The organism is Amycolatopsis sp. NPDC049691 (genome assembly GCF_040675005.1).
GTDB lineage: Bacteria > Actinomycetota > Actinomycetes > Mycobacteriales > Pseudonocardiaceae > Amycolatopsis.
In genome coordinates this window covers 211,359-231,610 of sequence record NZ_JBFANX010000013.1, presented here as the reverse complement: position 1 = coordinate 231,610, position 20,252 = coordinate 211,359, and the positions used below count along the sequence as shown (strand labels likewise).

The following is a 20,252-nucleotide window of genomic DNA, read 5'->3' as shown; positions in this document are numbered from 1 at the left end:
ACGTGCGTGGTTCGGTGATCACATGGGCCGGATGCACGCCGACGAGCACGCCATCGACACCACCCTGGTCCGGCGCCTGGTGCGCGGGCAGTTCCCGCGCTGGGCGGACCTGCCGGTCACTCCCCTGGCCTCCGGCGGCACGGTCAACGCGGTGTACCGCCTCGGCGCCGGCCTGACCGTCCGGCTCCCCCTGACCGCGGGCGGCGCCGGTGACATCGCGAAGGAAACCCGGGTCCTCGATGGGCTGCCGGCGGCGGTGCCCGCCGTCGTCGCGCTCGGCGAACCCGCCGAGGGGTACCCGTGGCCGTGGGCGGTGCACGGCTGGCTCGACGGTTCACCGGCGCACGAAGGCCAGGACGCACCGGCGCGCGACCTGGCGGGGTTCGTGCGTGCCCTGCGGGCGCGCCCGGCGGGCGGTCCCCCGGCCTTCCGCGGCCAGCCGCTGTCCACAGTGGACGCGCCCACCCGCCGGGCGATCGCGGAGCTGTGCCGCACCGACGAGCCGTTCGACGCGGCGGCGGCCCTCGCCGCCTGGGCCGAGGCGCTCGAAGCTCCACAATGGACAGGAGAGCCGAGCTGGGTGCACGCGGACCTGATGCCGAGCAATCTGCTGCTGCGCGACGGCCGCCTGAGCGGGGTGCTCGACTGGGCCACGGCCGGGGTCGGCGATCCGGCGTGCGACCTGATCCCCGCGTGGAACCTGCTGACCGCGGCCACCCGGCACACGTTCCGCGAGGCCGTGGGCGCCGACGACGCGACCTGGGCCCGCGGCCGCGGCCGGGCGCTGTCGATGGCGGTGATCCAGCTGCCCTACTACCGGCACACGAACCCGGTCATCTCGGCCAACGCCCGGTTCGTGCTCACGGAGCTGGGCTGCGTCCCAGCTCCGTGAGCACCCCGGATCAGCTCGGCAGCAGCGCGGGCGCCGCGAGGCGGGTGGCGTTCGCCGCCGCGTCGTCCGGTGCCTCCTGAGCCGACCGCTCCGCCTCCACCCTGGCGAGGTAATTGGCCACCTCGCGGTCGACGCGGTGGGCGTCCCAGCCCAGCTCCGGGCCGATCAGCCCGGCCACGACGGGCGCCGCCGCCACGCCGCGGTCGCGTTCCTCGATCGAGATGCGCGTCCGCCGGGTCAGCACGTCCTCCAGGTGCAGCGCACCCTCGTGCGTGACCGCGTACACCGCCTCCACGCGGAGGTACTCCGACGTCTCGGTGATCGGTTCCCCGAGCGAAGGATCCTCCTCCATCAGCGAAACCAGGTTCCAGATCCGCGTCCCGTACCGCTGCAGGAGGTGCTCGACCCGCGACAGCGACAGGCCGGTCCGCGAAGCCACGGAGTGCCGGTCCGCCCACAGCTCGTGGTAACCCTCGGCGCCGACGATCGGCAGGCGGTCGGTCCACGACGGCGGCGCCGGCCGGTCCAGTTCCTCGACCACGACGTCGACCGCGTCCGCGGCCATCACCCGGTACGTCGTGTACTTGCCGCCCGCCACGATCACCAGGCCCGGCACCGGGTGCGCCACGGCGTGCTCCCGCGACAGCTTCGTCGTCGCGGCCGCCTTCGCCGCCAGCAGCGGGCGCAGACCCGCGTAGACGCCCTCGATGTCGTCGTGCGTCACCGGCGTGCGGAGCACGGCGTTGAGGTGCTCCAGCACGTAGTCGACGTCCGCGCGGCTCGCCGCCGGGTGCTCGCGGTCGAGGTCCCACTCGGTGTCGGTGGTGCCGACGATCCAGTGCCGGCCCCACGGGATCACGAACAGCACGCTCTTCTCGGTACGCAGGATCAGCCCGGTGTCGAGGTCGATCTTCTCCCGCGGCACCACGAGGTGAATGCCCTTCGACGCGCGGACGGTGAACGGCGCGGGGATCCCGGCCGCCTCCGCCATGTCGTCGCTCCAGACACCGGTCGCGGCGACGACGGTCTTCGCCCGCACCTCGATCTCGGCGCCGCTCTCGCGGTCGACGACCTTCGCGCCGACGACCCGCTCGCCGTCGCGCAGCAGCGAAGTGACGCGAGCCCGCGTCAGCACCGAAGCACCCTGCTCGGCCGCCGTCCGCGCGATGGTCATCGTGTGGCGGGCGTCGTCGACCTGGGCGTCGTAGTACTGGATCGCGCCGATCAGCGCGTCGTCGGCCAGGCCCGGCGCCACCTTGGCGGCGCCGCGCTTGGACAGGTGCCGGTGCCGCGGCAGCGCGCGGGCGCCGCCCAGCGTGTCGTACAGCGTGACGCCGGCGCCGATGTACCCGCGCTCCCACACCCGGTGCTTGAGCGGCACCAGGAACTTCACCGGCCGCACCAGGTGCGGGGCCAGCTTCTGCAGCAGCAGCCCGCGCTCCTTGAGCGCCTCGCGCACCAGCTTGAAGTCCAGCTGCTCGAGGTAGCGCAGGCCGCCGTGGATCAGCTTCGACGACCGGCTGGACGTGCCGGCGGCGAAGTCGCGGGCCTCGACCAGCGCGGTCTCCAGGCCGCGCGACGCCGCGTCCAGCGCGACGCCCGCCCCGGTCACTCCCCCGCCGACGACCAGGACGTCGACCTCTTCGTTCGCCAGCTTCCGCAGAGCGTCGGCGCGGTACTGCGGGGAAAGTGCGGTCACGGTGTTCCTCCTCATGGTCACTGAACGTCGACCCAGTCGAGCGTGCGGCCGACGGCCTTCTGCCAGCCCGCGTAGCCCTCGGCGCGCTGCTCGCCGGTCCACGTCGGCGCCCAGCGCTTGTCCTCGTTCCAGTTCTGCTCCAGCTCGTCGGTCGAGGACCAGAAGCCGACCGCGAGCCCGGCCGCGTAGGCGGCGCCCAGCGCGGTCGTCTCCGCGACGACCGGCTTCGACACCGGCACGCCGAGGATGTCGGCCTGCAGCTGCATGCACAGCTCGTTGGCGGTGACGCCGCCGTCCACGCGCAGCACGTCGAGGGTGACGCCGGAGTCGTTCTGCATCGCCTCGACGACGTCGCGGGTCTGGTAGCAGATCGCCTCCAGGGTCGCCCGCGCCAGATGGGCGTTGGTCGTGGCGCGGGTGAGCCCGACGATCGCGCCGCGGGCGTCCGAGCGCCAGTACGGGGCGAACAGGCCGGAGAACGCCGGGACGAAGTAGACGCCGCCGTTGTCCTCGACCTGGCGGGCCAGGCTTTCGCTCTGCGCCGCGCCGCTGATGATGCCCAGCTGGTCGCGCAGCCACTGCACGGCCGAGCCGGTGACGGCGATCGAGCCCTCCAGGGCGTAGACCGGCTTGTCGTCGCCGAACTGGTAGCACAGCGTCGTGAGCAGGCCGTGCTTGGAGCGGACCAGCTCGTGGCCGGTGTTGAGCAGCAGGAAGTTGCCGGTGCCGTAGGTGTTCTTGGCCTCGCCGGGCCGGAAGCAGACCTGCCCGACGGTGGCGGCCTGCTGGTCGCCGAGGACGCCGGTGAGCGCGACCTCGCCGCCGAGCGGGCCGTCGGCGCGGGTGGTGCCGAAGAAGCCGGGGTTCGACGACGGCCGGATCGCGGGCAGCATCTGCTTCGGGACGTTGAAGAACGACAGCAGCTCGTCGTCCCAGTCGAGGGTTTCGAGGTCCATCAGCATCGTGCGGGAGGCGTTGGTCGGGTCGGTGACGTGCACGCCGCCGTCCGGGCCGCCGGTGAGGTTCCAGATGAGCCAGGAGTCCGTGGTGCCGAAGAGCGCGTCGCCCTTCTCCGCGTCCTCGCGCACGCCGTCGACGTTCTCGAGGATCCACTGCAGCTTGCCGCCGGAGAAGTAGGTCGCGGGCGGGAGGCCGGCCTTGCGGCGGATGACGTCGCCCTTGCCTTCGCGTTCCAGCGCCGAGGCGATCCGGTCGGTGCGGGTGTCCTGCCAGACGATCGCGTTGTAGTAGGGGCGGCCGGTCCGGCGGTTCCACACGACGGTGGTCTCGCGCTGGTTGGTGATGCCGAGCGCGGCGAGGTCGCCCGCGGTCAGGTTCGCCTTGTTGAGCGCGGTCGCGATGACCGAGCGGGTGCGTTCCCAGATCTCGGTGGCGTCGTGCTCGACCCAGCCCGGCTTGGGCAGGATCTGCTCGTGCTCGAGCTGGTGGCGGGCGATCTCGTTGCCGCCGTGGTCGAAGATCATGAAGCGGGTGCTGGTCGTGCCCTGGTCGACGGCACCGACGAAGTCCGGCATGGTCGTGCTCCTCTGGTCGAACGGCGGGGTCAGTTGGCGGGCTCGAAGTCCTTGGCGGGCATGGCGTCCAGGGGTTCTCCGGCGGGCAGGTACCGCTCGATGAAGAACTTGTAGATCGCGCCGCCGATGACCGCGCCGATGACGGGCGCCACGATCGGGATCCACCAGTAGGGGAAGCCGTACTGGTCGGACCACGCCGTGTCGTAGCCGGTGAGCCAGGACGCGAACCGCGGGCCGAAGTCGCGGGCGGGGTTGATCGCGTAGCCGGCGTCGGTGCCCCAGGCCATGCCGATGGCGACGACGAGGAAGCCGACGACGACCGGGGCCAGGTTCGCCCCCGGCGAGGTGTTGCGGAGGTCGGTGATGGCGAAGATCACCAGGACGAGGATCGCGGTGCCGATGATCTGGTCGCGGAAGGCGCCCCAGTCACCCACCGGCAGCGTCCCGTTACCCGGAAGGGTGGAGAACACCCCCTGGGTCTTGATCGTCAGACCCGGGTCCTTGGCGTTGAGCACCTCGGTGTAGTTCCAGCGCACCAGCAGCGCGGCGAGGAACGCGCCGGCCGTCTGGGCCAGGGCGTAGGGGGCGACCTTGCGCCATTCGAAGCCCTTGAAGACCGCGAGCGCAACGGTCACGGCCGGGTTCAGGTGCGCGCCGCTGATCCGCGAAGCGACGTAGACACCGAGCGTGACGCCGAGTCCCCAGGCCCAGGCGATGCTGTCGTGGTCCCCGATGCCCGCGGCGACGACCTGCGCCACCACCCCGCACCCGAAGAGGATGAGGATCATCGTCCCCACGAATTCGGCGGCCATCTCGCCGGCGAGCCCGTGGGCCTTGAGGTTTCGCACCATTGCTTCCTCCACAAAGGACCGTTCATTCCCCCTGGTGAAGGAAAGTTAAGTTCGGGTTGCGGAGGGGTCAACGGACACCGGTCGGCATTGTCGAACGGCCGGTGTGGATGTTCGACATTGTCGAATCGGGGCCGGTCGGGTTAGGTTGGCGCGGTGCCCGGTCCGATCCAGTCCATCGAACGCGCCGCCGCGATCCTGCGGCTGCTGGCGCGCGGCTCGGGCCGCCTCGGTGTCGGCGAGATCGCCGAGTCCCTCGAACTGGCGAAGGGCACCGCGCACGGGATCCTCCGCACGCTGCAGGGCGTCGGGTTCGTCGAACAGGACCGCGACACGGGCAAGTACCAGCTCGGCGCGGCGTTGCTGCACCTGGGCACGAGCTACCTGGACGTCAACGAGCTGCGGTCCCGGGCCATCAACTGGGCGGACGCGCTGGCCGCCCGCAGCGGCGAGGCGGTCCGGATCGGCGCGCCCCTGGAGGGCCGGGTGCTGGTGGTGCACCACGTGTTCCGGCCCGACGACAGCCTGCAGACCCTCGACGTCGGCACGCTGCTGCCGCTGCACGCGACGGCGCTCGGGAAAGTGCTGCTGGCCTACGACACGACTCTCGTGGCATCGTTGCGCACCGGCGAACCCGAGGCCTACACCCGCCGGACGCTGGTCACCCAGACCGCGATCAAGCGCGCCTGCGGCAAGGTGCGCGAAGCGGGCTGGGCGGCGGAGAACGGCGAGATGATCGCCGGCGAGGCGGGCATCGCGGCGCCGATCCGCGGCCACGGCGGCATCGTGGTCGGCGCGATCGGGGTGTCCGGCGCGGTGGAGCGGATCTGCGAGCCGGACGGCAGCCCGAGCCCCCGGCTGCTGGGCCACGTCCGCGACGCGGCGCGCGCGGTGTCGCGGGATCTGGGTGCGTCCCGATGGTGAAGGGAGGACCATGGTCCAGCGGTACGTGATGTCCATCGACCAGGGCACCACCTCCACCCGGTGCATCCTGTTCGACGCGCGCGGCCGGCTCGTCTCGGTCGTGCAGCGCGAGCACCAGCAGCACTTCCCGCGGCCCGGCTGGGTCGAGCACGACGCCGTCGAGATCTGGCGCAACCTCTCCCGGATCGTCCCGCAGGCGCTGGCCGACGCCGGCGCGACCGCCGACCAGGTCGTCGGGCTCGGGATCGCCAACCAGCGCGAGACCACCGTGCTGTGGGACCGGCACACCGGCAACCCCGTCGGGCGGGCGATCGTCTGGCAGGACACCCGCACCGACGCCATGCTCGAACAGCTCGCCCGCGAACCCGGCGCCGACCGCGTCCGGCAGCTGTGCGGCCTCCCCCTTGCCACGTACTTCTCCGCACCGCGCGTCCGCTGGCTGCTCGAACGCACGCCGGGCCTGCGCGAACGCGCCGAGCGCGGCGACGTTCTCTTCGGCACCATCGAGAGCTGGCTGATCTGGAACCTCACCGGCGGCGCCGAGGGCGGCGTGCACGTCACCGACGTCACCAACGCCTCCCGCACCATGCTGATGAACCTGCGCACGCTCAACTGGGACGACGAGCTGCTGGAGTTCTTCGACGTCCCGCGCGCGATGCTGCCGGAGATCCGGTCGTCGACGGAGGTCTACGGGACGACGTCCCGCGTGGTGCCCGGCATCCGGATCGCCGCCGCCCTCGGCGACCAGCAGGCCGCGCTGTTCGGCCAGACCTGCTTCGCGCCCGGCGAGGCGAAGTGCACGTACGGGACCGGCAGCTTCCTGCTGCTCAACACCGGCCCGACGCCGGTGCTCTCCACCCACGGCATGCTCACCACGGTCGGGTTCAAGATCGGCGACGAGCCGGCGGTGTACGCCCTGGAAGGGTCGATCGCCGTCACCGGGTCGCTGGTGCAGTGGTTCCGCGACGGCCTGGAGCTGATCGGCAGCGCGCCCGAGATCGAGACCCTCGCGAGGACCGTCGAGGACAACGGCGGCTGCTACATCGTGCCCGCGTTCTCCGGGCTGTTCGCGCCGCACTGGCACAGCGAGGCACGCGGCGTGATCGCCGGTCTGACGTCGTACATCACCAAGGGCCACCTGGCGCGGGCGGTGCTGGAGGCGACCGGCTGGCAGACCCGCGAGGTCGTCGACGCGATGAACGCCGACTCCGGGCTGGCGCTTTCGACGTTGAAGGTCGACGGCGGGATGACTGCCGACAACCTGCTGATGCAGTTCATCGCCGACGTCCTCGACGTGCCGGTGGTCCGCCCGATGGTGGCGGAGACGGTGTCGCTCGGCGCGGCTTACGCGGCGGGGCTGTCGGTCGGGTACTGGCCGGACCTGGAGGGGTTGCGGCGCAACTGGCACCGGGCCGGGCAGTGGCTGCCGGCGATGGACCCGGCCCGCCGCGACACCGAGTACGGGCACTGGCGCCAGGCGGTGGAGCTGACGTTCGGGTGGATGCGCCCCGGCCCGGCCGCCGCCGCACCGGGGTCGGACCTGGTCGAGGTGCTGCTGGCCGACCACCGCCGGTTCGAGCAGCTGCTGCGCGACCTTCGCAACGCCGAGGCCGACCGCCCGGCGCTGGTCGCGGAGCTGGCGGCCCTGCTGGTGGCCCACGCGACGGCGACCGAGCGGATCGTCCGCCCCGGCTCGGCCGGCACCCCGTTCGCCGACGACCTCCTGGCGGTCCTCGAAGCCGACGACTTCGAGAAGGCGTTGCTGCGCTTGGAGAACGTGGTCGACGGGCACGTGCGAGGAGAGGAACGCGGGCTGCTGAACGACCTACGCCGCACGATGTCCACATCGGACCGCACGGGCCTCGGGCGGGCGTTCGTCGCGGAACGCCGCCGCCAGCTCGACCTCGACTGCGGGAGCGCCACCCACATCCGCGAACTCGGCGACCGCCTCACGCTCTGAGGCCGAGGCCGGAGCCAGGCCTGCCATCCGGGTGAAGCGGGTCCCGATCCCTGCCCCGGCGCGGGATCCGGGAGAAGACTGCGGGAACCGGTTCACCGCTGGAGGGAGCACCATGTCCGCAGCCGCCGACGAAGCCCTGCTGTCTCTGTCCACCCCGGCCGGGCTCGCCGATCCGTACCCGGTCTACGCGAAGCTCCGCGAGGAGGCGCCGATCTTCCGCAGCGAAGTCTTCGGCGGCTGGGTGCTCAGCCGGTTCGCCGACTGCCAGGCGGTGCTCGCCGACGGCGAGACCTTCCGGGTGCTGGACGCGCAGTGGCGCGACCGGCACACGCCGGGCTGGCGCGACAACGCCGCGATGGCGTTGTTCGCCGATCTCCTGCCGTGGAAGAACCCGCCCGACCACACGCGTGAGCGCCGCCTGCTCATGCGGGACTTCACCGTCCGGCGCGTGCAGGGGCTGGAGCCCGCGGTCCGCCGGGCCGTCGACCGGGTGCTGGACCGCTTCGCCGACGCCACGGCGGACGGGACCGCGGCGGAGTTCGTCGGCACGGTCCTCTACCCGCTCGGCATGGCCGTGATCGGCGACCTGGTCGGTGTGCCCGAAACCGACCACGACCGGCTCCGCCGGGTCACCGACCTGATCGGCAAGCAGGTCGACCCCGCGATGTCGCCTGACCTGCGCGCCGAGGTCGACGCGGCCGCGCTCGACTACCGGGCCTACTTCACGGAGCTGATCGCGCTGCGGCGCGCCGAACCTGGTGACGACCTGACTTCCGCGCTCCTGGCCCGGCCCGCCGCCGGCGCCGAACCGATGTCCGAGGACGAAGTGCTCAACGCGCTGCTCGTGTTGTTCGGCGGTGGCTACGAAACCACCGCAGGCGCGCTGGGCAACGGTGTCCACGCACTGCTGACCCACCCGGACCAGTTCGCCCTGCTCGCCGGTGATGCGGGGCTGGCGGGGGGCGCGGCGGAGGAGATCCTGCGGTGGGACGGGGCCGCCCAGATGAGCCAGCGTGCGGCCGCCCGGCCGGCGGTGCTCGACGGCCGGGAGATCCCGGCGGACGATGTCGTGGTGATCCTCGCCGGGTCGGCGAACCGCGACCCCGCGCGCTTCGCCGACCCGGACCGCTTCGACATCACCCGCGACGGCGGCCGAGCGCTGTTCTTCGGGCACGGCCTGCACCTGTGCCTCGGCGCGGCCTTGGCGCGGCTCGAAATGACGGTGCTGCTCGAACAGCTGGGAAAGCGGTTCCCGGCGCTGCGGATCGGCGGCGAAGCGCAGCGCCGCCCCAACCCGGCGCTGCGCGGGATGGCGGCGCTGCCGCTGACCCGGTGACCCGCGAACCGGCGTCAGGTGCCCTTGAGGCAGCGACTGCTCTCCCGCACCACCAGTTCGGTCTCCACCGGCCGGCGAGGCGCCGGCACGCCGTCGATCCGGGCCACCAGCTCCGCCAGCGTCTGCCGCCCGGCCGCCAGGAAGTCCTGGCGGACCGTCGTCAGCGGGGGCTCGAAGTAGGCCGCCTCCGGGACGTCGTCGAAACCCACCACGTGCGCGTCGCGGGGGACGCGCATCCCCGCTTCCGTGAACGCCGACAGCAGGCCCAGCGCCATGTGGTCGTTGGCCGAGAACACCGCGCCCACCCCCGGTTCGACCGCCAGGGACTGGCCGGCGCGGTAGCCGGACCGGGCCGACCAGTCGCCGCGGACCACCGGGGGGACCTCCGCGCCGTGGAGCTCGAGGGTTTCGCGCCAGCCGCGCTCGCGGGCGCGGGCGATCGGCCCGTCCTCCGGGCCGCCGAGGTGCCAGACCGTCGGGTGGCCCAGGTCCAGGAGGTGCTCGGTGGCCCGTCGGGCGCCTTCGTACTGGTCGGCCGTCGCCGCCGGGATCAGCGGGACGCCGGCGACCGGGGACAGCTCGGCGACCAGGTGGGCGTCGACCACCACGATTCCCGACACGCCCTGCAGCAGCAGGCCGGCCGCGGCGGCGGGCACCGCGGCCCGGCCACGGCCCGGCACGCCGAAGACGACGAGGGCGTACCCGTGTTCGCGCGCGGCGGCGCGCAGACCGTTCAGGACCCGCCCGGACGCCGCCGTGCCGCCGGCGATCACGCCGAGGGTGCCCCGGCGCCGCGTGGGCAGGGAACCTCTGGGACCCGCGTCGTCGTCGGTCATGTTCTCGATGTTAACGATCACACCCCCAGACGTGAACTTCCTTCACCTTCCATAAATAACGAAACGATAACGCGCGAAGACGGCGTTGAACCGGGCTTTCACCGCGGCCGTTTCAGCCAGTGCCGGAACCAGTGACACCGGGCGCGGTTCCCCGATTCCCGCGCCCGCGGTGCCACTCCCCGGGTTTCGCGCGTCTCCCCTCGGGCACGCAGCTTTCCCCGTCGTGCCCGGAAAAACCGAAGAAGGTGACCATTGCCCCGGAAAACCTCCCCCGCCACGGGCAGACATCGCATCACCCGCCGCACCAAGATCGCGACCGGCGGCCTCGCCCTCGCGCTCGCGGTCGGCGGCATCGTCGTCGCGACCACGGCCGGGCGCACCGGCCAGGCCAGCGCCGATCCCGCGGACGCGTCGTTCTTCATCGACATCGCGAAGGTGCCCTCCGGTGTTAACGTGAACAAAGCGCTGCAGCAGAAAGGCGCGCGCGGCACGTTCACCGTGGACTGCGGGCGCAACGAAAACCAGCACTTCAACCCCGACAACTTCATCGCCCAGCCGGGTGTCAAGAACGGTGCCCAGCACCTGCACGACTACGTCGGCAACCTGTCGACGAACGCCGATTCGAACAACAAGAGCCTGGCCAAGGCCGGGACGACGTGCAAGAACGGCGACAAGTCCGCCTACTTCTGGCCGGTCGTGCGCATCGACACCGGCGAAGAGGACGAGAACCCGCCCGCCACCCAGCCCGACCGCGCCGGCAGCGCGAAGGACAAGGCGAGCACCCAGGTCGACTGCCCCGACGTCGCGAGCAAGCTCCCCGACGTCCCGGACCAGGCCATGGACGAGGTGAACCGCAACCTCGACCTGCTCGACAAGCAGATCGACGAAGCGAACAAGCGGATCGCGAACGGCGACCTCAAGACGCCGCAGGACATCCAGAACGCCGTCGTCGGCCCGCTGAAGGACAAGCGGGTGGCCACGATCGACCGGATCGCCATCGCGATCGGCCGCCGGGCCGCGAAGCCGACGAACCTGGGCGGGCTCGCCGCGTGCGTGCTCAAGCAGAACGGCCAGGGCGGGCTCGACAACGGCGGCCAGAACAGCACCGGCCAGGCGGGCGAACTGCCCGGCGTCAACGACAAGAACGAGGTGGCGGGCAACGACGGCGAGATCCAGCGCGTCCGCTCCGCCACCATCACGTTCACCAGCGGCGGCGCGAACAAGGTCGTCGCGATGCCGCAGTTCCTCCGCATCCTCTACGGCGACGCCAAGCAGAGCACCAACGGCCCGGCCAACGCCCGGCCCAGCTGGACGTGCACCGGCTTCGAGGACCGGCTCACCGACCACTACCCGATCTGCCCGCAGGGCAGCCGGGTCGAGCGGATCCACGCCTTCCCGAACTGCTGGGACGGCAAGAACATCGACAGCGCCAACCACCGCACGCACATCGTGTTCGCCGACCAGCAGGGCAAGTGCCCGGCCGGGTTCAAGAACGTGCCGCAGCTGGTCATCAAGCTGGTCTACGACATCCCGCACGACATCCAGGTCAAGGGCCAGTACAAAGTGGACGCCTTCCCGCAGGAGAGCCACAACCCGCGGTCGGACCACGACGACTTCGCCAACGTCATGGGCCAGCGCCTGATGAACCAGGTCGTCAACTGCATCAACACCGGCAAGCGCTGCAACCAGTAGGTCAGGACGTGGTGACGGAGTAGCTGTTCGCGGCGAAGTCCAGTCCACCGGCGGACGAGGTGATCTCGAAGCCGAACTGGACTTCGCCGAGCGTCACGTCACCGAACCAGCCACGGGCACGGATCCAGTTCAGCACCGCCAGCACGTCGACCGTGCCCGCGTTGGTGTTCGACGTGCGGACGAACGAGAACACCGCGTTCGACCCGTTCGATCCCCGGTAGACGTCCCAGGTGTGGCCGCCGACCGTGGCCGTCGCCTGCTTGCTGCCGAGCGGGCCGACCGCGCCCTGCTTGTTCATCCACAGCATCGTTTCGTAGGCGTTGTTGTCCGCCCAGATGTCATACGCCGTCTCGTAAGCGCCGCTGCCGGGACGGCTGACGCCGAAGCTGCTCGACACCTTTCCGAGCGCGCTCAGCTTCTTGCCGACGTTCTTCGCCGAATGCGGGTACGACTTCACGCCGCCGGTGTTCGGCTGATCCGACCAGACCCCCCAGTTGGAATACGAATTCGCCCAGATGGTCTGCGGGCCGGCGCCACTGCCCCAGACGTCGTTGCGGATCGTGTACCCGCCGTTGGACCAGGTCGCCCACTTGTCCGAAGACGACCAGGTTGCCGCCGAAGCGACGCCGGCCGAGGCGACGACGGAAACGGCTACGCTCAAGGAAACCACGAGGGAACGCACGGCTTTGTGCATGGGATGGGTCCTCCACTGGTGAGGGATTCACCAGCACTATGACCGTCCCGTTACCACCCGGTCAAGCAATTCGAGAACTTCGAAAAGAAAGGGGCTTTCCCGTCGAAACGGGAAAGCCCCTTTCGACGCCGGGGCTCAGGAAGCCGCGCGGCGTTTCGTCCAGATGTCGTACGCCACGGCGGCCAGCAGCACGACGCCCTTCACCAGCATCACCCGCTCGCTCGGCGCGCCGATCAGGGACATCCCGTTGTTGATGACCGCCATGATCAGGCCGCCGGTGATCGCGCCGACCACCTTGCCGACGCCGCCCTGGACGGCCGCGCCGCCGATGAACGCCGCCGCGATCGCGTCGAGCTCGAAGTTGACGCCCGCCGTCGGGCCCGCCTGGTTGAGCCGGCCGGCGAAGATGATCCCGGCCAGCGCCGCCAGCACGCCCATGTTGACGAAGATCCAGAACGTCACCGACTTGACCTTGACGCCCGAAAGCGTCGCGGCCTGCAGGTTGCCGCCGACGGCGTAGATGTGCCGCCCGAACACGGACTTCCCGGCCACCAGCGAGTAGCCGAGCACCAGCACCGTCAGCAGGATCAGGACCCACGGCAGGTTCTTGAACCGCGCCAGCTGCACGACCAGCGCGAGCACCAGCACCGCGATGCCGGCCAGCTTGAGCACGAACATCGGGAACGGGTCGACGTCCTGGCCGTAGCCCAGCCTGCCCATGCGCTTGCGCCACTGCGTGAACGCGATCCCGGCCACCGCGGCGACGCCGGCCAGCAGCGACACCAGGTCGGCTCCGCCCAGCGGCCCGAGGCCGACGTTGCCGAGGTAGCCGTCGGTGAAGCCGTTCGACAGCGTGCGGATCGCGTCCGGGAACGGGCCGATGCCCTGGTTGCCCAGGACGGTCAGGGTCAGCGCGCGGAACGCCAGCATGCCGGCGAGCGTCACGATGAACGCCGGGATGCCGAAGTAGGCCACCCAGTAGCCCTGCCACGCACCGATCACCGCGCCCACGACGAGGGTGATCAGCACCGCCCAGAACCACGGCATGTGCGAGTTCACCATCAGCACCGCCGACACCGCGCCGGTCATCGCGACGACCGACCCGGCGGACAGGTCGATGTGCCCGGAGATGATCACCAGGATCATCCCGATCGCGAGGATCAGCACGTAGCTGTTCTGCACGATGATGTTGGAGATGTTCTGCGGTTCCAGCAGCGCGCCGCCGGTGAGCACCTCGAACAGCACCACGATCAGCGCGAACGCGACGTAGATGCCGCTCTGGCGCGGGTTGATCGAGATCCTCCGCTTGGAGCGCTCAACCGGGGGCACGGCGGGCCGCGCTTCGGTCGTGGTCATTCCCGTTCCTTCGTCATGTACTGCATCAGCAGTTCCTGAGTGGCTTCTTCGCGCTTGGCCTCGCCGGTGATCCGCCCCGCCGACAGCGCGTAGATCCGGTCGCAGAGCCCGAGCAGCTCCGGCAGCTCGGAGGAGATGACCAGGACGGCCTTCCCCTGGGCGGCGAGGGAGTTGATGATCGTGTAGATCTCGAACTTCGCGCCCACGTCGATGCCGCGGGTCGGTTCGTCGAGGATCAGCACGTCCGGGTCGGTGAAGATCCACTTGGCCAGCACGACCTTCTGCTGGTTGCCGCCGGACAGCTTCCCCGTCACGCTCTGCACGCTCGGCGCCTTGATCCGCAGGTCACGGCGGTAGCGGTTGGCCGTGTCGTGCTCGGCGTGCTCGTTGACCCAGCCGCGCCTGGCCAGCTTGCCCAGCCCGGCCGCGGACACGTTGCGCTGGATGTCCTCGATCAGGTTGAGCCCGTAGCGCTTCCGGTCCTCGGTGGCGTAGGCGATGCCGTGGCGCACGGCGTCCTGCACCGACCGGACGTCGATCTCCTTGCCGTGCTTGAGGATCCGGCCGGAGATGTCCTTGCCCCACGACCGGCCGAACACGCTCATCGCGAGCTCGGTGCGGCCCGCGCCCATCAGCCCGGCCAGGCCGACGATCTCCCCGCGCCGCAGCGAAAGCGACGCGCGGTCGACGACGACGCGGCCGGCCTGGGTCGGGCTGTGCACCGTCCAGTCCTCGATCCGCAGCACCTCTTCGCCGATCTCCGGTTCCCGGGGCGGGAACCGGTGCTCGAGGTCACGGCCGACCATGCCGGTGATGATGCGTTCTTCCGTCAGCCCCGCCGCTTCGAGGGTTTCGATCGTCCTGCCGTCACGCAGGATCGTGACGGTGTCGGCGATCGCCGTCACCTCGCCGAGCTTGTGCGAAATGATCACGCACGTGACGCCCTCGTCCCGCAGCCCGCGCAGCAGATCGAGCAGGTGGGCCGAGTCGTCGTCGTTGAGCGCCGCGGTGGGCTCGTCGAGGATGAGCAGCTTGACCTCTTTGGACAGTGCCTTCGCGATCTCGACCAGCTGCTGCTTGCCGACCCCGAGTTCCTGCACCGCCCGGGTGGGGTTTTCGGCGAGGCCGACGCGCTTGAGCAGCGCGCCGGCCTCGTGGTTGGTGCGGTTCCAGTCGATCCAGCCGCGCTTGGCCTGTTCGTTGCCGAGGAAGATGTTCTCCGCGATCGACAACTGGCCGCACAGCGCGAGCTCCTGGTGGATGATCACGATCCCGCGCCGTTCGCTGTCGCGCACCGACCCGAACTCGCACCGCTGCCCGTCGAAGGTGATCTCGCCGTCGTAGCTCCCGTGCGGGTAGACGCCCGAGAGCACCTTCATCAGGGTGGACTTCCCGGCGCCGTTCTCCCCGCAGATCGCGTGGATTTCCCCGCGGCGCACGGAAAGGGTGACGTCCGACAGCGCCTTGACCCCGGGGAAGGTCTTGGTGATCCCGCGCATGCCGAGCAGTTCGGTCATTTCAGCTGACCTGCCGTGTAGTAGCCCGAGTCGACGAGTTCCTTCTGGTAGTTCGCCTTGTCCACGGTGACCGGCTGCAGCAGGTAGGACGGGACGACCTTCTTGCCGTTGTCGTAGTCGGTGGTGTTGTTGACCTCGGGCTTGCCGCCCTTGAGCACCGCGTCGGCCATCTTGACGGTGGTGTCGGCGAGCTTGCGGGTGTCCTTGAAGATCGTCGAGTACTGCTCACCGGCGATGATGGACTTGACCGAGGCGACCTCGGCGTCCTGCCCGGTGACGATCGGGTACGGCTGGCCGGCGGTGCCGTAGCCGTTGCTCTTCAGCGCCGACAGGATGCCGATCGACAGCCCGTCGTACGGCGAGAGCACGCCCTGGACCTTCGCGCCGCCGGTGTAGGTCTTGGTGAGCAGGTCCTCCATGCGGCGCTGCGCGGTGGCCGGGTCCCAGCGGAGGATGGCCGCGCGGGCGAAGTCGGTCTGGCCGCTCTTGACGACCAGCTTGCCGCTGTCCATCAGGGGCTTGAGGACCGACATCGCGCCGTTGAAGAAGAAGGTCGCGTTGTTGTCGTCCGGGGAACCGGCGAAGAGCTCGATGTTGAACGGCCCCGGCCCGTCACCCAGGCCCTTGACCAGCGAGTTCGCCTGCTCGACACCGACCTTGAAGTTGTCGAAGGTGGCGTAGTAGTCGACGTTCGGCGAGTTGCGGATCAGCCGGTCGTAGGCGATGACCGGGATCTTCTTGTCGGCGGCTTCCTGCAGCTGCGTGGTGATGGCGGTGCCGTCGATCGAGGCGATGACCAGGAGCTTGGCGCCCTTGGTGATCTGGTTCTCGATCTGGTTCACCTGGGTGGGGATGTCGTTCTCGGCGTACTGCAGGTCGACCTTGTAGCCGAGCTTCTCCAGTGCGGCCTTGATGTTGTCGCCGTCGTGGATCCACCGTTCCGACGACTTCGTCGGCATGGTGACGCCGACCAGGCTGCCCTCGGCGCTCGCGCCGGGCGCGGCCGTCTGGTCCGCGGTCTTCTGGCTCGAGCCGCACGCCGACAGCGTGAGCGCGAGCCCCGCGGCCGCGAGCGCCGCGATTCCTCTGGTGCTGAACTTCATTGTTCCTTCTTCCTTTCTCAGAAGCCCTGAGCGAGCCGGTGGTACGCCTGGTTCCAGCGGATGCGGTCGGCGAAGCCGTGCGGGGTGGTGTCCTTGTCGATCACCAGGAGCTCGACGCCGAGCAGGTTCGCGAAGTCGCGCAGCGTCTCGGTGCCGACCGCCTGGGTCAGGACGGTGTGGTGCGGGCCGCCCGCGGTGATCCACGACTCGGCCGACGTCGACAGCGACGGCGACGGCTCCCACACCGCGCGCGCCACCGGCAGGTTCGGCAGCGGCTCGTCCGGCTCGACGACCTCGATCTCGTTGGCCACCAGGCGGAACCGGTCGCCGAGGTCGACCAGGCCGAGAGTCACGCCGGGGCCGGGGGCCGCGTCGAACACCAGCCGGACCGGGTCTTCGCGGCCGCCGATGCCCAGCGCGTGGATCTCGCAGGACGGCTTCGCGGCGGCGATGCTCGGGCAGACTTCGAGCATGTGGGCGCCGAGGATCTTCGGCGTGCCCGGCCCGAAGTGGTAGGTGTAGTCCTCCATGAACGACGTGCCCCGGTCGGACCCGACACTCATCGCCTTGACCGCGGCGAGCAGCGCCGAGGTCTTCCAGTCGCCCTCGCCGCCGAAGCCGTAGCCGTCGGCCATCAGCCGCTGCACGGCCAGGCCGGGCAGCTGGCGCAGGCCACCGAGGTCCTCGAAGTTCGTGGTGAACGCGCCGAACCCGCCGTCGGTGAGGAACTTCCGGAGCCCGGCTTCGATCTTCGCGGCGTACCGCAGCGACTCGTGCCGCGCTCCCCCGGCCGCCAGGTCCGGGACAACGTTGTAATCCTGGGCGTACTGCGCCACCAGGGAGTCCACTGTGTCCTTTTCGGACACCTGATCGACGACCTCGACCAGGTCGTTCACGCCGTAGGTGTTGACCGAGACGCCGAACCGCAGCTCGGCCTCGACCTTGTCGCCTTCGGTGACGGCGACGTCGCGCATGTTGTCGCCGAACCGGGCCAGCCGGAGGTTGCGCAGGTGGTCGGCGCCGATCGCGGCGCGCGCCCACGCGTCGATCCGCGCGACGACGGCCGGGTCCGACACGTGGCCGGCGACGGTCTTGCGCGGGACGCCGAGGCGGGTCTGGATGAACCCGAACTCGCGGTCGCCGTGCGCGGCCTGGTTGAGGTTCATGAAGTCCATGTCGATGGTCGACCACGGCAGGGCTTCGTTGAGCTGGGTGTGCAGGTGCAGCAGCGGCTTGCGCAGCGCGTCCAGCCCGGTGATCCACATCTTCGCGGGCGAGAAGGTGTGCATCCACGCGATCACGCCGACGCACGCGGCGTCGGAGTTGGCTTCCTGCAGGACGCGGCGGATCGACGCGGCCTCGGTCAGCACCGGCTTGCCGACGATCTCGGCCGGGAGCCCGCCGGAGGCGGCCAGGAGCTGCTGGATGCGCAGGGACTGGCCGGCGACCTGCTCGAGGGTCTCCTCGCCGTAGAGGGCCTGGCTCCCGGTGAGGAACCAGAGCTGGGGTTTCGACGCGCGGGTCATCGTTCTCCTCGGTATCAGTGCTGGCCGTAGACGTTCTGGTACCGGGCGTAGAGCCGGTCGACGTCCTCGGGCGGCAGGGGTTCGGGCGTGCCGAGCTCGAAGGCCTTGTGCACGGTGCGGGCCACGTCCTCGACCATCACCGCGGCCTTGACGGCATCGCGCGCGGTGCGGCCGACGGTGAACGGGCCGTGGTTGCGCATCAGCACGGCGGGCGACCGGCTGGCGCGCAGTGTTTCGACGATGCCGCGGCCGATGGAGTCGTCGCCGATCAGGGCGAACGGCCCGACCGGGATCTCGCCGCCGAACTCGTCGGCGATCATCGTGAGCACGCACGGGATCGGCTCGCCGCGGGCGGCCCACGCCGTGGCGTACGTCGAGTGCGTGTGCACGACCCCGCCGACCTCCGGCAGGTGCCGGTAGACGTAGGCGTGCGCGGCGGTGTCCGACGACGGCGCGAGGTCGCCCTCGACGAGCTCGCCGTGCAGGTCGGTGACGACCATGGTGTCCGCGGACAGGTTGTCGTAGGACACCCCCGAGGGCTTGATCACCAGCAGGTCGCGGCCGGGGACCCGGGCCGAGACGTTGCCCGCGGTCCAGATGACCAGCTCGTTGCGGGTCAGTTCGCCGTGCAGCTTCGCCACGGTGTCCCGCAGTTCGGCGACGGTGTCGAGCACTTCACCGGTCAGGGACATCAGGACCGTCCTTTCGCGACCGCGCGGCGGCGGGCGGCGAGGCGGTGCATGACATCGTTGCCGCCCCGGCCGAAGTAGTCGTGCAGGGTCGTGTACTCGGCGTACAGCTCGTCGTAGGCGGTGACGTGCGCGGGCACCGGCTGGTAGACCGCGCGCCGCACCGAACCCATGGCCGCGGCGGCCGCGCGGATGTCCGGGTAGGCGCCGGCGGCCACGGCCGCGTGGATGGCCGAGCCGAGCGCGGGGCCCTGCTCGGAGCCGATGACCGACAGCGGCAGGTTGGTGACGTCGGCGTAGATCTGCATGAGCAGCGCGTTCTTCACCAGGCCGCCCGCGATGATCAGCTCGGTGACCGGCACGCCGGCCTCGCCGAAGGTCTCGATGATCTTGCGCGTGCCGAACGCCGTCGCCTCGAGCAGGGCGCGGTAGACGTCTTCGGGGCGGGTGGCGAGGGTCTGGCCGACGACGACGCCGGACAGCTCGTGGTCGACGAGCACCGACCGGTTGCCGCTGTGCCAGTCGAGGGCGACCAGGCCGTGTTCGCCGATCTCCTGCTGCGACGCGAGCCGGGTGAGCTGTTCGTGCCCGTCGCGGGCGAAGTGCTCGGTGAACCAGCCGAAGATGTCGCCGACGCCGCTCTGCCCGGCCTCGTAGCCCCAGAGCCCGGCGACGATGCCGCCGTCGACGACGCCGCACATGCCGGGGACTTCGCGCAGTTCGGCGCCGTTCATCACGTGGCACGTCGAGGTGCCCATGATCGCGACCATCTGGCCGGGCTCGACGGCGTTCGCCGCGGGCGCGGTGACGTGCGCGTCAACGTTGCCAACGGCCACGGCGATGCCCTCGGGCAGGCCGGTCCATGCCGCGGCTTCGGCGGAGAGCGAACCGGCGCGGGAGCCCAGCTGGCCCAAGGGGTGTTCGAGCTTGTCGGCCACGAAGGACTCGAAGCCGGGCGCCAGTTCGCGGAGGAAGTCGCGGCTCGGGTACTGGCCGTCCTGGAGGATGCCCTTGTACCCGGCGGTGCAGGCGTTGCGGACGTAGGTGCCGGTCAGCTGCCAGACGATCCAGTCGGCCGCTTCGACCCAGTGCCGCATCGCGGCGTAGACCTCGGGCGCCTCTTCGAGCAGCTGAAGCCCCTTCGCGAACTCCCACTCCGACGAGATCAGCCCGCCGTAGCGCGGCAGCCACTTCTCGCCGCGCGTGCGGGCCAGCTCGTTGATGCGGTCCGCCTGCGGCTGGGCCGAGTGGTGCTTCCACAGCTTGACGTAGGCGTGCGGGTTGCCTTCGAACTCGGGCAGCTCGCACAGCGGCGTGCCGTCCGCGGTGGTCGGCACCATCGTGCAGGCGGTGAAGTCGGTGGCGATGCCGATGACGTCGGCCGGGTCCGCACCGGCCGCGGTGAGCGCGGCCGGGACGGCGGTGCGGAGCACTCCGACGTAGTCCGCGGGCACCTGCAGCGCCCAGTCCGGCGGCAGCGGGCGACCGGTGGCGGGCAGCGTCTCGTCGAGCACCCCGTGCGGGTATTCGAAGACCGCGCTGCCGAGCTCGGCGCCGTCCGCCACGCGCACGACCACGGCGCGGCCCGACAGCGTGCCGAAGTCGACGCCGACGGTTAGTGGTTGTCCCACGGTGTCCTCTCTCC

The 20,252-nt window shown here is 70.6% G+C and carries 16 protein-coding genes; 5 read left to right on the top strand and 11 right to left on the bottom strand.

Going from position 1 to position 20,252, the window contains the following annotated elements; all coding sequences use genetic code 11:
* The first annotated feature begins 22 nt into the window (after positions 1–22).
* On the top strand, positions 23–892 hold the full coding sequence (locus AB0J40_RS28390) for an aminoglycoside phosphotransferase family protein (protein WP_364458365.1): 870 nt from the start codon (positions 23–25) through the stop codon (positions 890–892).
* A 10-nt stretch (positions 893–902) separates the two neighbouring features.
* Here the strand turns inward: AB0J40_RS28390 and glpD are convergent, their stop codons facing one another.
* Genes glpD through AB0J40_RS28375 form a run of 3 tightly spaced genes read right to left on the bottom strand, consistent with a single transcriptional unit; the run spans position 903 to position 4,977 of the window.
* Positions 903–2,606, bottom strand: a complete 1,704-nt coding sequence (glpD, locus tag AB0J40_RS28385; RefSeq protein ID WP_364458362.1) for a glycerol-3-phosphate dehydrogenase — start codon at positions 2,604–2,606, stop codon at positions 903–905.
* Between the two features lie 2 nt (positions 2,607–2,608).
* Entirely contained in the window at positions 2,609–4,126 is a 1,518-nt protein-coding gene (gene glpK, locus AB0J40_RS28380; protein WP_364458359.1) for a glycerol kinase GlpK, read from the bottom strand.
* 29 nt (positions 4,127–4,155) lie between these two features.
* Positions 4,156–4,977 (bottom strand): MIP/aquaporin family protein, encoded by an 822-nt coding sequence (locus AB0J40_RS28375; protein WP_364458356.1) that lies wholly within the window; start codon positions 4,975–4,977, stop codon positions 4,156–4,158.
* Positions 4,978–5,130: 153 nt separating this feature from the next.
* Between AB0J40_RS28375 and AB0J40_RS28370 the strand changes: the two genes are divergently transcribed.
* The 3 genes from AB0J40_RS28370 (at position 5,131) to AB0J40_RS28360 (ending at position 9,194) form a co-directional block, all read left to right on the top strand.
* Positions 5,131–5,898 (top strand): IclR family transcriptional regulator, encoded by a 768-nt coding sequence (locus AB0J40_RS28370; RefSeq protein WP_364458354.1) that lies wholly within the window; start codon positions 5,131–5,133, stop codon positions 5,896–5,898.
* A gap of 10 nt (positions 5,899–5,908) precedes the next feature.
* A complete protein-coding gene (glpK, locus tag AB0J40_RS28365) occupies positions 5,909–7,858 on the top strand; it encodes a glycerol kinase GlpK (RefSeq protein WP_364458351.1) in 1,950 nt (649 codons plus the stop codon).
* A gap of 112 nt (positions 7,859–7,970) precedes the next feature.
* Positions 7,971–9,194 (top strand): cytochrome P450, encoded by a 1,224-nt coding sequence (locus AB0J40_RS28360; protein WP_364458348.1) that lies wholly within the window; start codon positions 7,971–7,973, stop codon positions 9,192–9,194.
* A 14-nt stretch (positions 9,195–9,208) separates the two neighbouring features.
* Here AB0J40_RS28360 and AB0J40_RS28355 read toward each other — a convergent pair whose 3' ends face one another.
* Complete coding sequence (locus AB0J40_RS28355; RefSeq protein ID WP_364458345.1) at positions 9,209–10,030, bottom strand: substrate-binding domain-containing protein; 822 nt, start codon at positions 10,028–10,030, stop codon at positions 9,209–9,211.
* A gap of 252 nt (positions 10,031–10,282) precedes the next feature.
* On the opposite strand from AB0J40_RS28355, the gene AB0J40_RS28350 reads away from it, so the two are divergent.
* Positions 10,283–11,722, top strand: a complete 1,440-nt coding sequence (locus AB0J40_RS28350) for a DUF1996 domain-containing protein (protein ID WP_364458342.1) — start codon at positions 10,283–10,285, stop codon at positions 11,720–11,722.
* Position 11,723: 1 nt separating this feature from the next.
* Here the strand turns inward: AB0J40_RS28350 and AB0J40_RS28345 are convergent, their stop codons facing one another.
* The 7 genes from AB0J40_RS28345 to araB all read right to left on the bottom strand — a co-directional run bounded on the left by AB0J40_RS28345 (position 11,724) and on the right by araB (position 20,238).
* Positions 11,724–12,416: a hypothetical protein gene (locus AB0J40_RS28345; protein WP_364458339.1), complete on the bottom strand. Its 693-nt coding sequence runs from the start codon at positions 12,414–12,416 to the stop codon at positions 11,724–11,726.
* A 135-nt stretch (positions 12,417–12,551) separates the two neighbouring features.
* Positions 12,552–13,772, bottom strand: coding sequence for a multiple monosaccharide ABC transporter permease (gene mmsB / locus AB0J40_RS28340; RefSeq protein ID WP_364458336.1), 1,221 nt, complete (start codon positions 13,770–13,772; stop codon positions 12,552–12,554).
* Positions 13,769–15,289: a multiple monosaccharide ABC transporter ATP-binding protein gene (gene mmsA, locus AB0J40_RS28335; protein ID WP_364458333.1), complete on the bottom strand. Its 1,521-nt coding sequence runs from the start codon at positions 15,287–15,289 to the stop codon at positions 13,769–13,771. The genes mmsB and mmsA overlap by 4 nt, the downstream gene beginning before the upstream one ends.
* Positions 15,286–16,392: a multiple monosaccharide ABC transporter substrate-binding protein gene (gene chvE / locus AB0J40_RS28330; protein ID WP_364458330.1), complete on the bottom strand. Its 1,107-nt coding sequence runs from the start codon at positions 16,390–16,392 to the stop codon at positions 15,286–15,288. The genes mmsA and chvE overlap by 4 nt, the downstream gene beginning before the upstream one ends.
* A 17-nt stretch (positions 16,393–16,409) precedes the next feature.
* A complete protein-coding gene (araA, locus tag AB0J40_RS28325) occupies positions 16,410–17,918 on the bottom strand; it encodes an L-arabinose isomerase (protein WP_364458327.1) in 1,509 nt (502 codons plus the stop codon).
* 14 nt (positions 17,919–17,932) lie between these two features.
* Positions 17,933–18,610 carry an L-ribulose-5-phosphate 4-epimerase gene (locus AB0J40_RS28320; protein WP_364458324.1) on the bottom strand — a complete coding sequence of 226 codons (678 nt, stop codon included), beginning with the start codon at positions 18,608–18,610 and terminating at the stop codon, positions 17,933–17,935.
* Positions 18,610–20,238 carry a ribulokinase gene (gene araB, locus AB0J40_RS28315; RefSeq protein WP_364458322.1) on the bottom strand — a complete coding sequence of 543 codons (1,629 nt, stop codon included), beginning with the start codon at positions 20,236–20,238 and terminating at the stop codon, positions 18,610–18,612. The genes AB0J40_RS28320 and araB overlap by 1 nt, the downstream gene beginning before the upstream one ends.
* Positions 20,239–20,252: the final 14 nt, after the last annotated feature.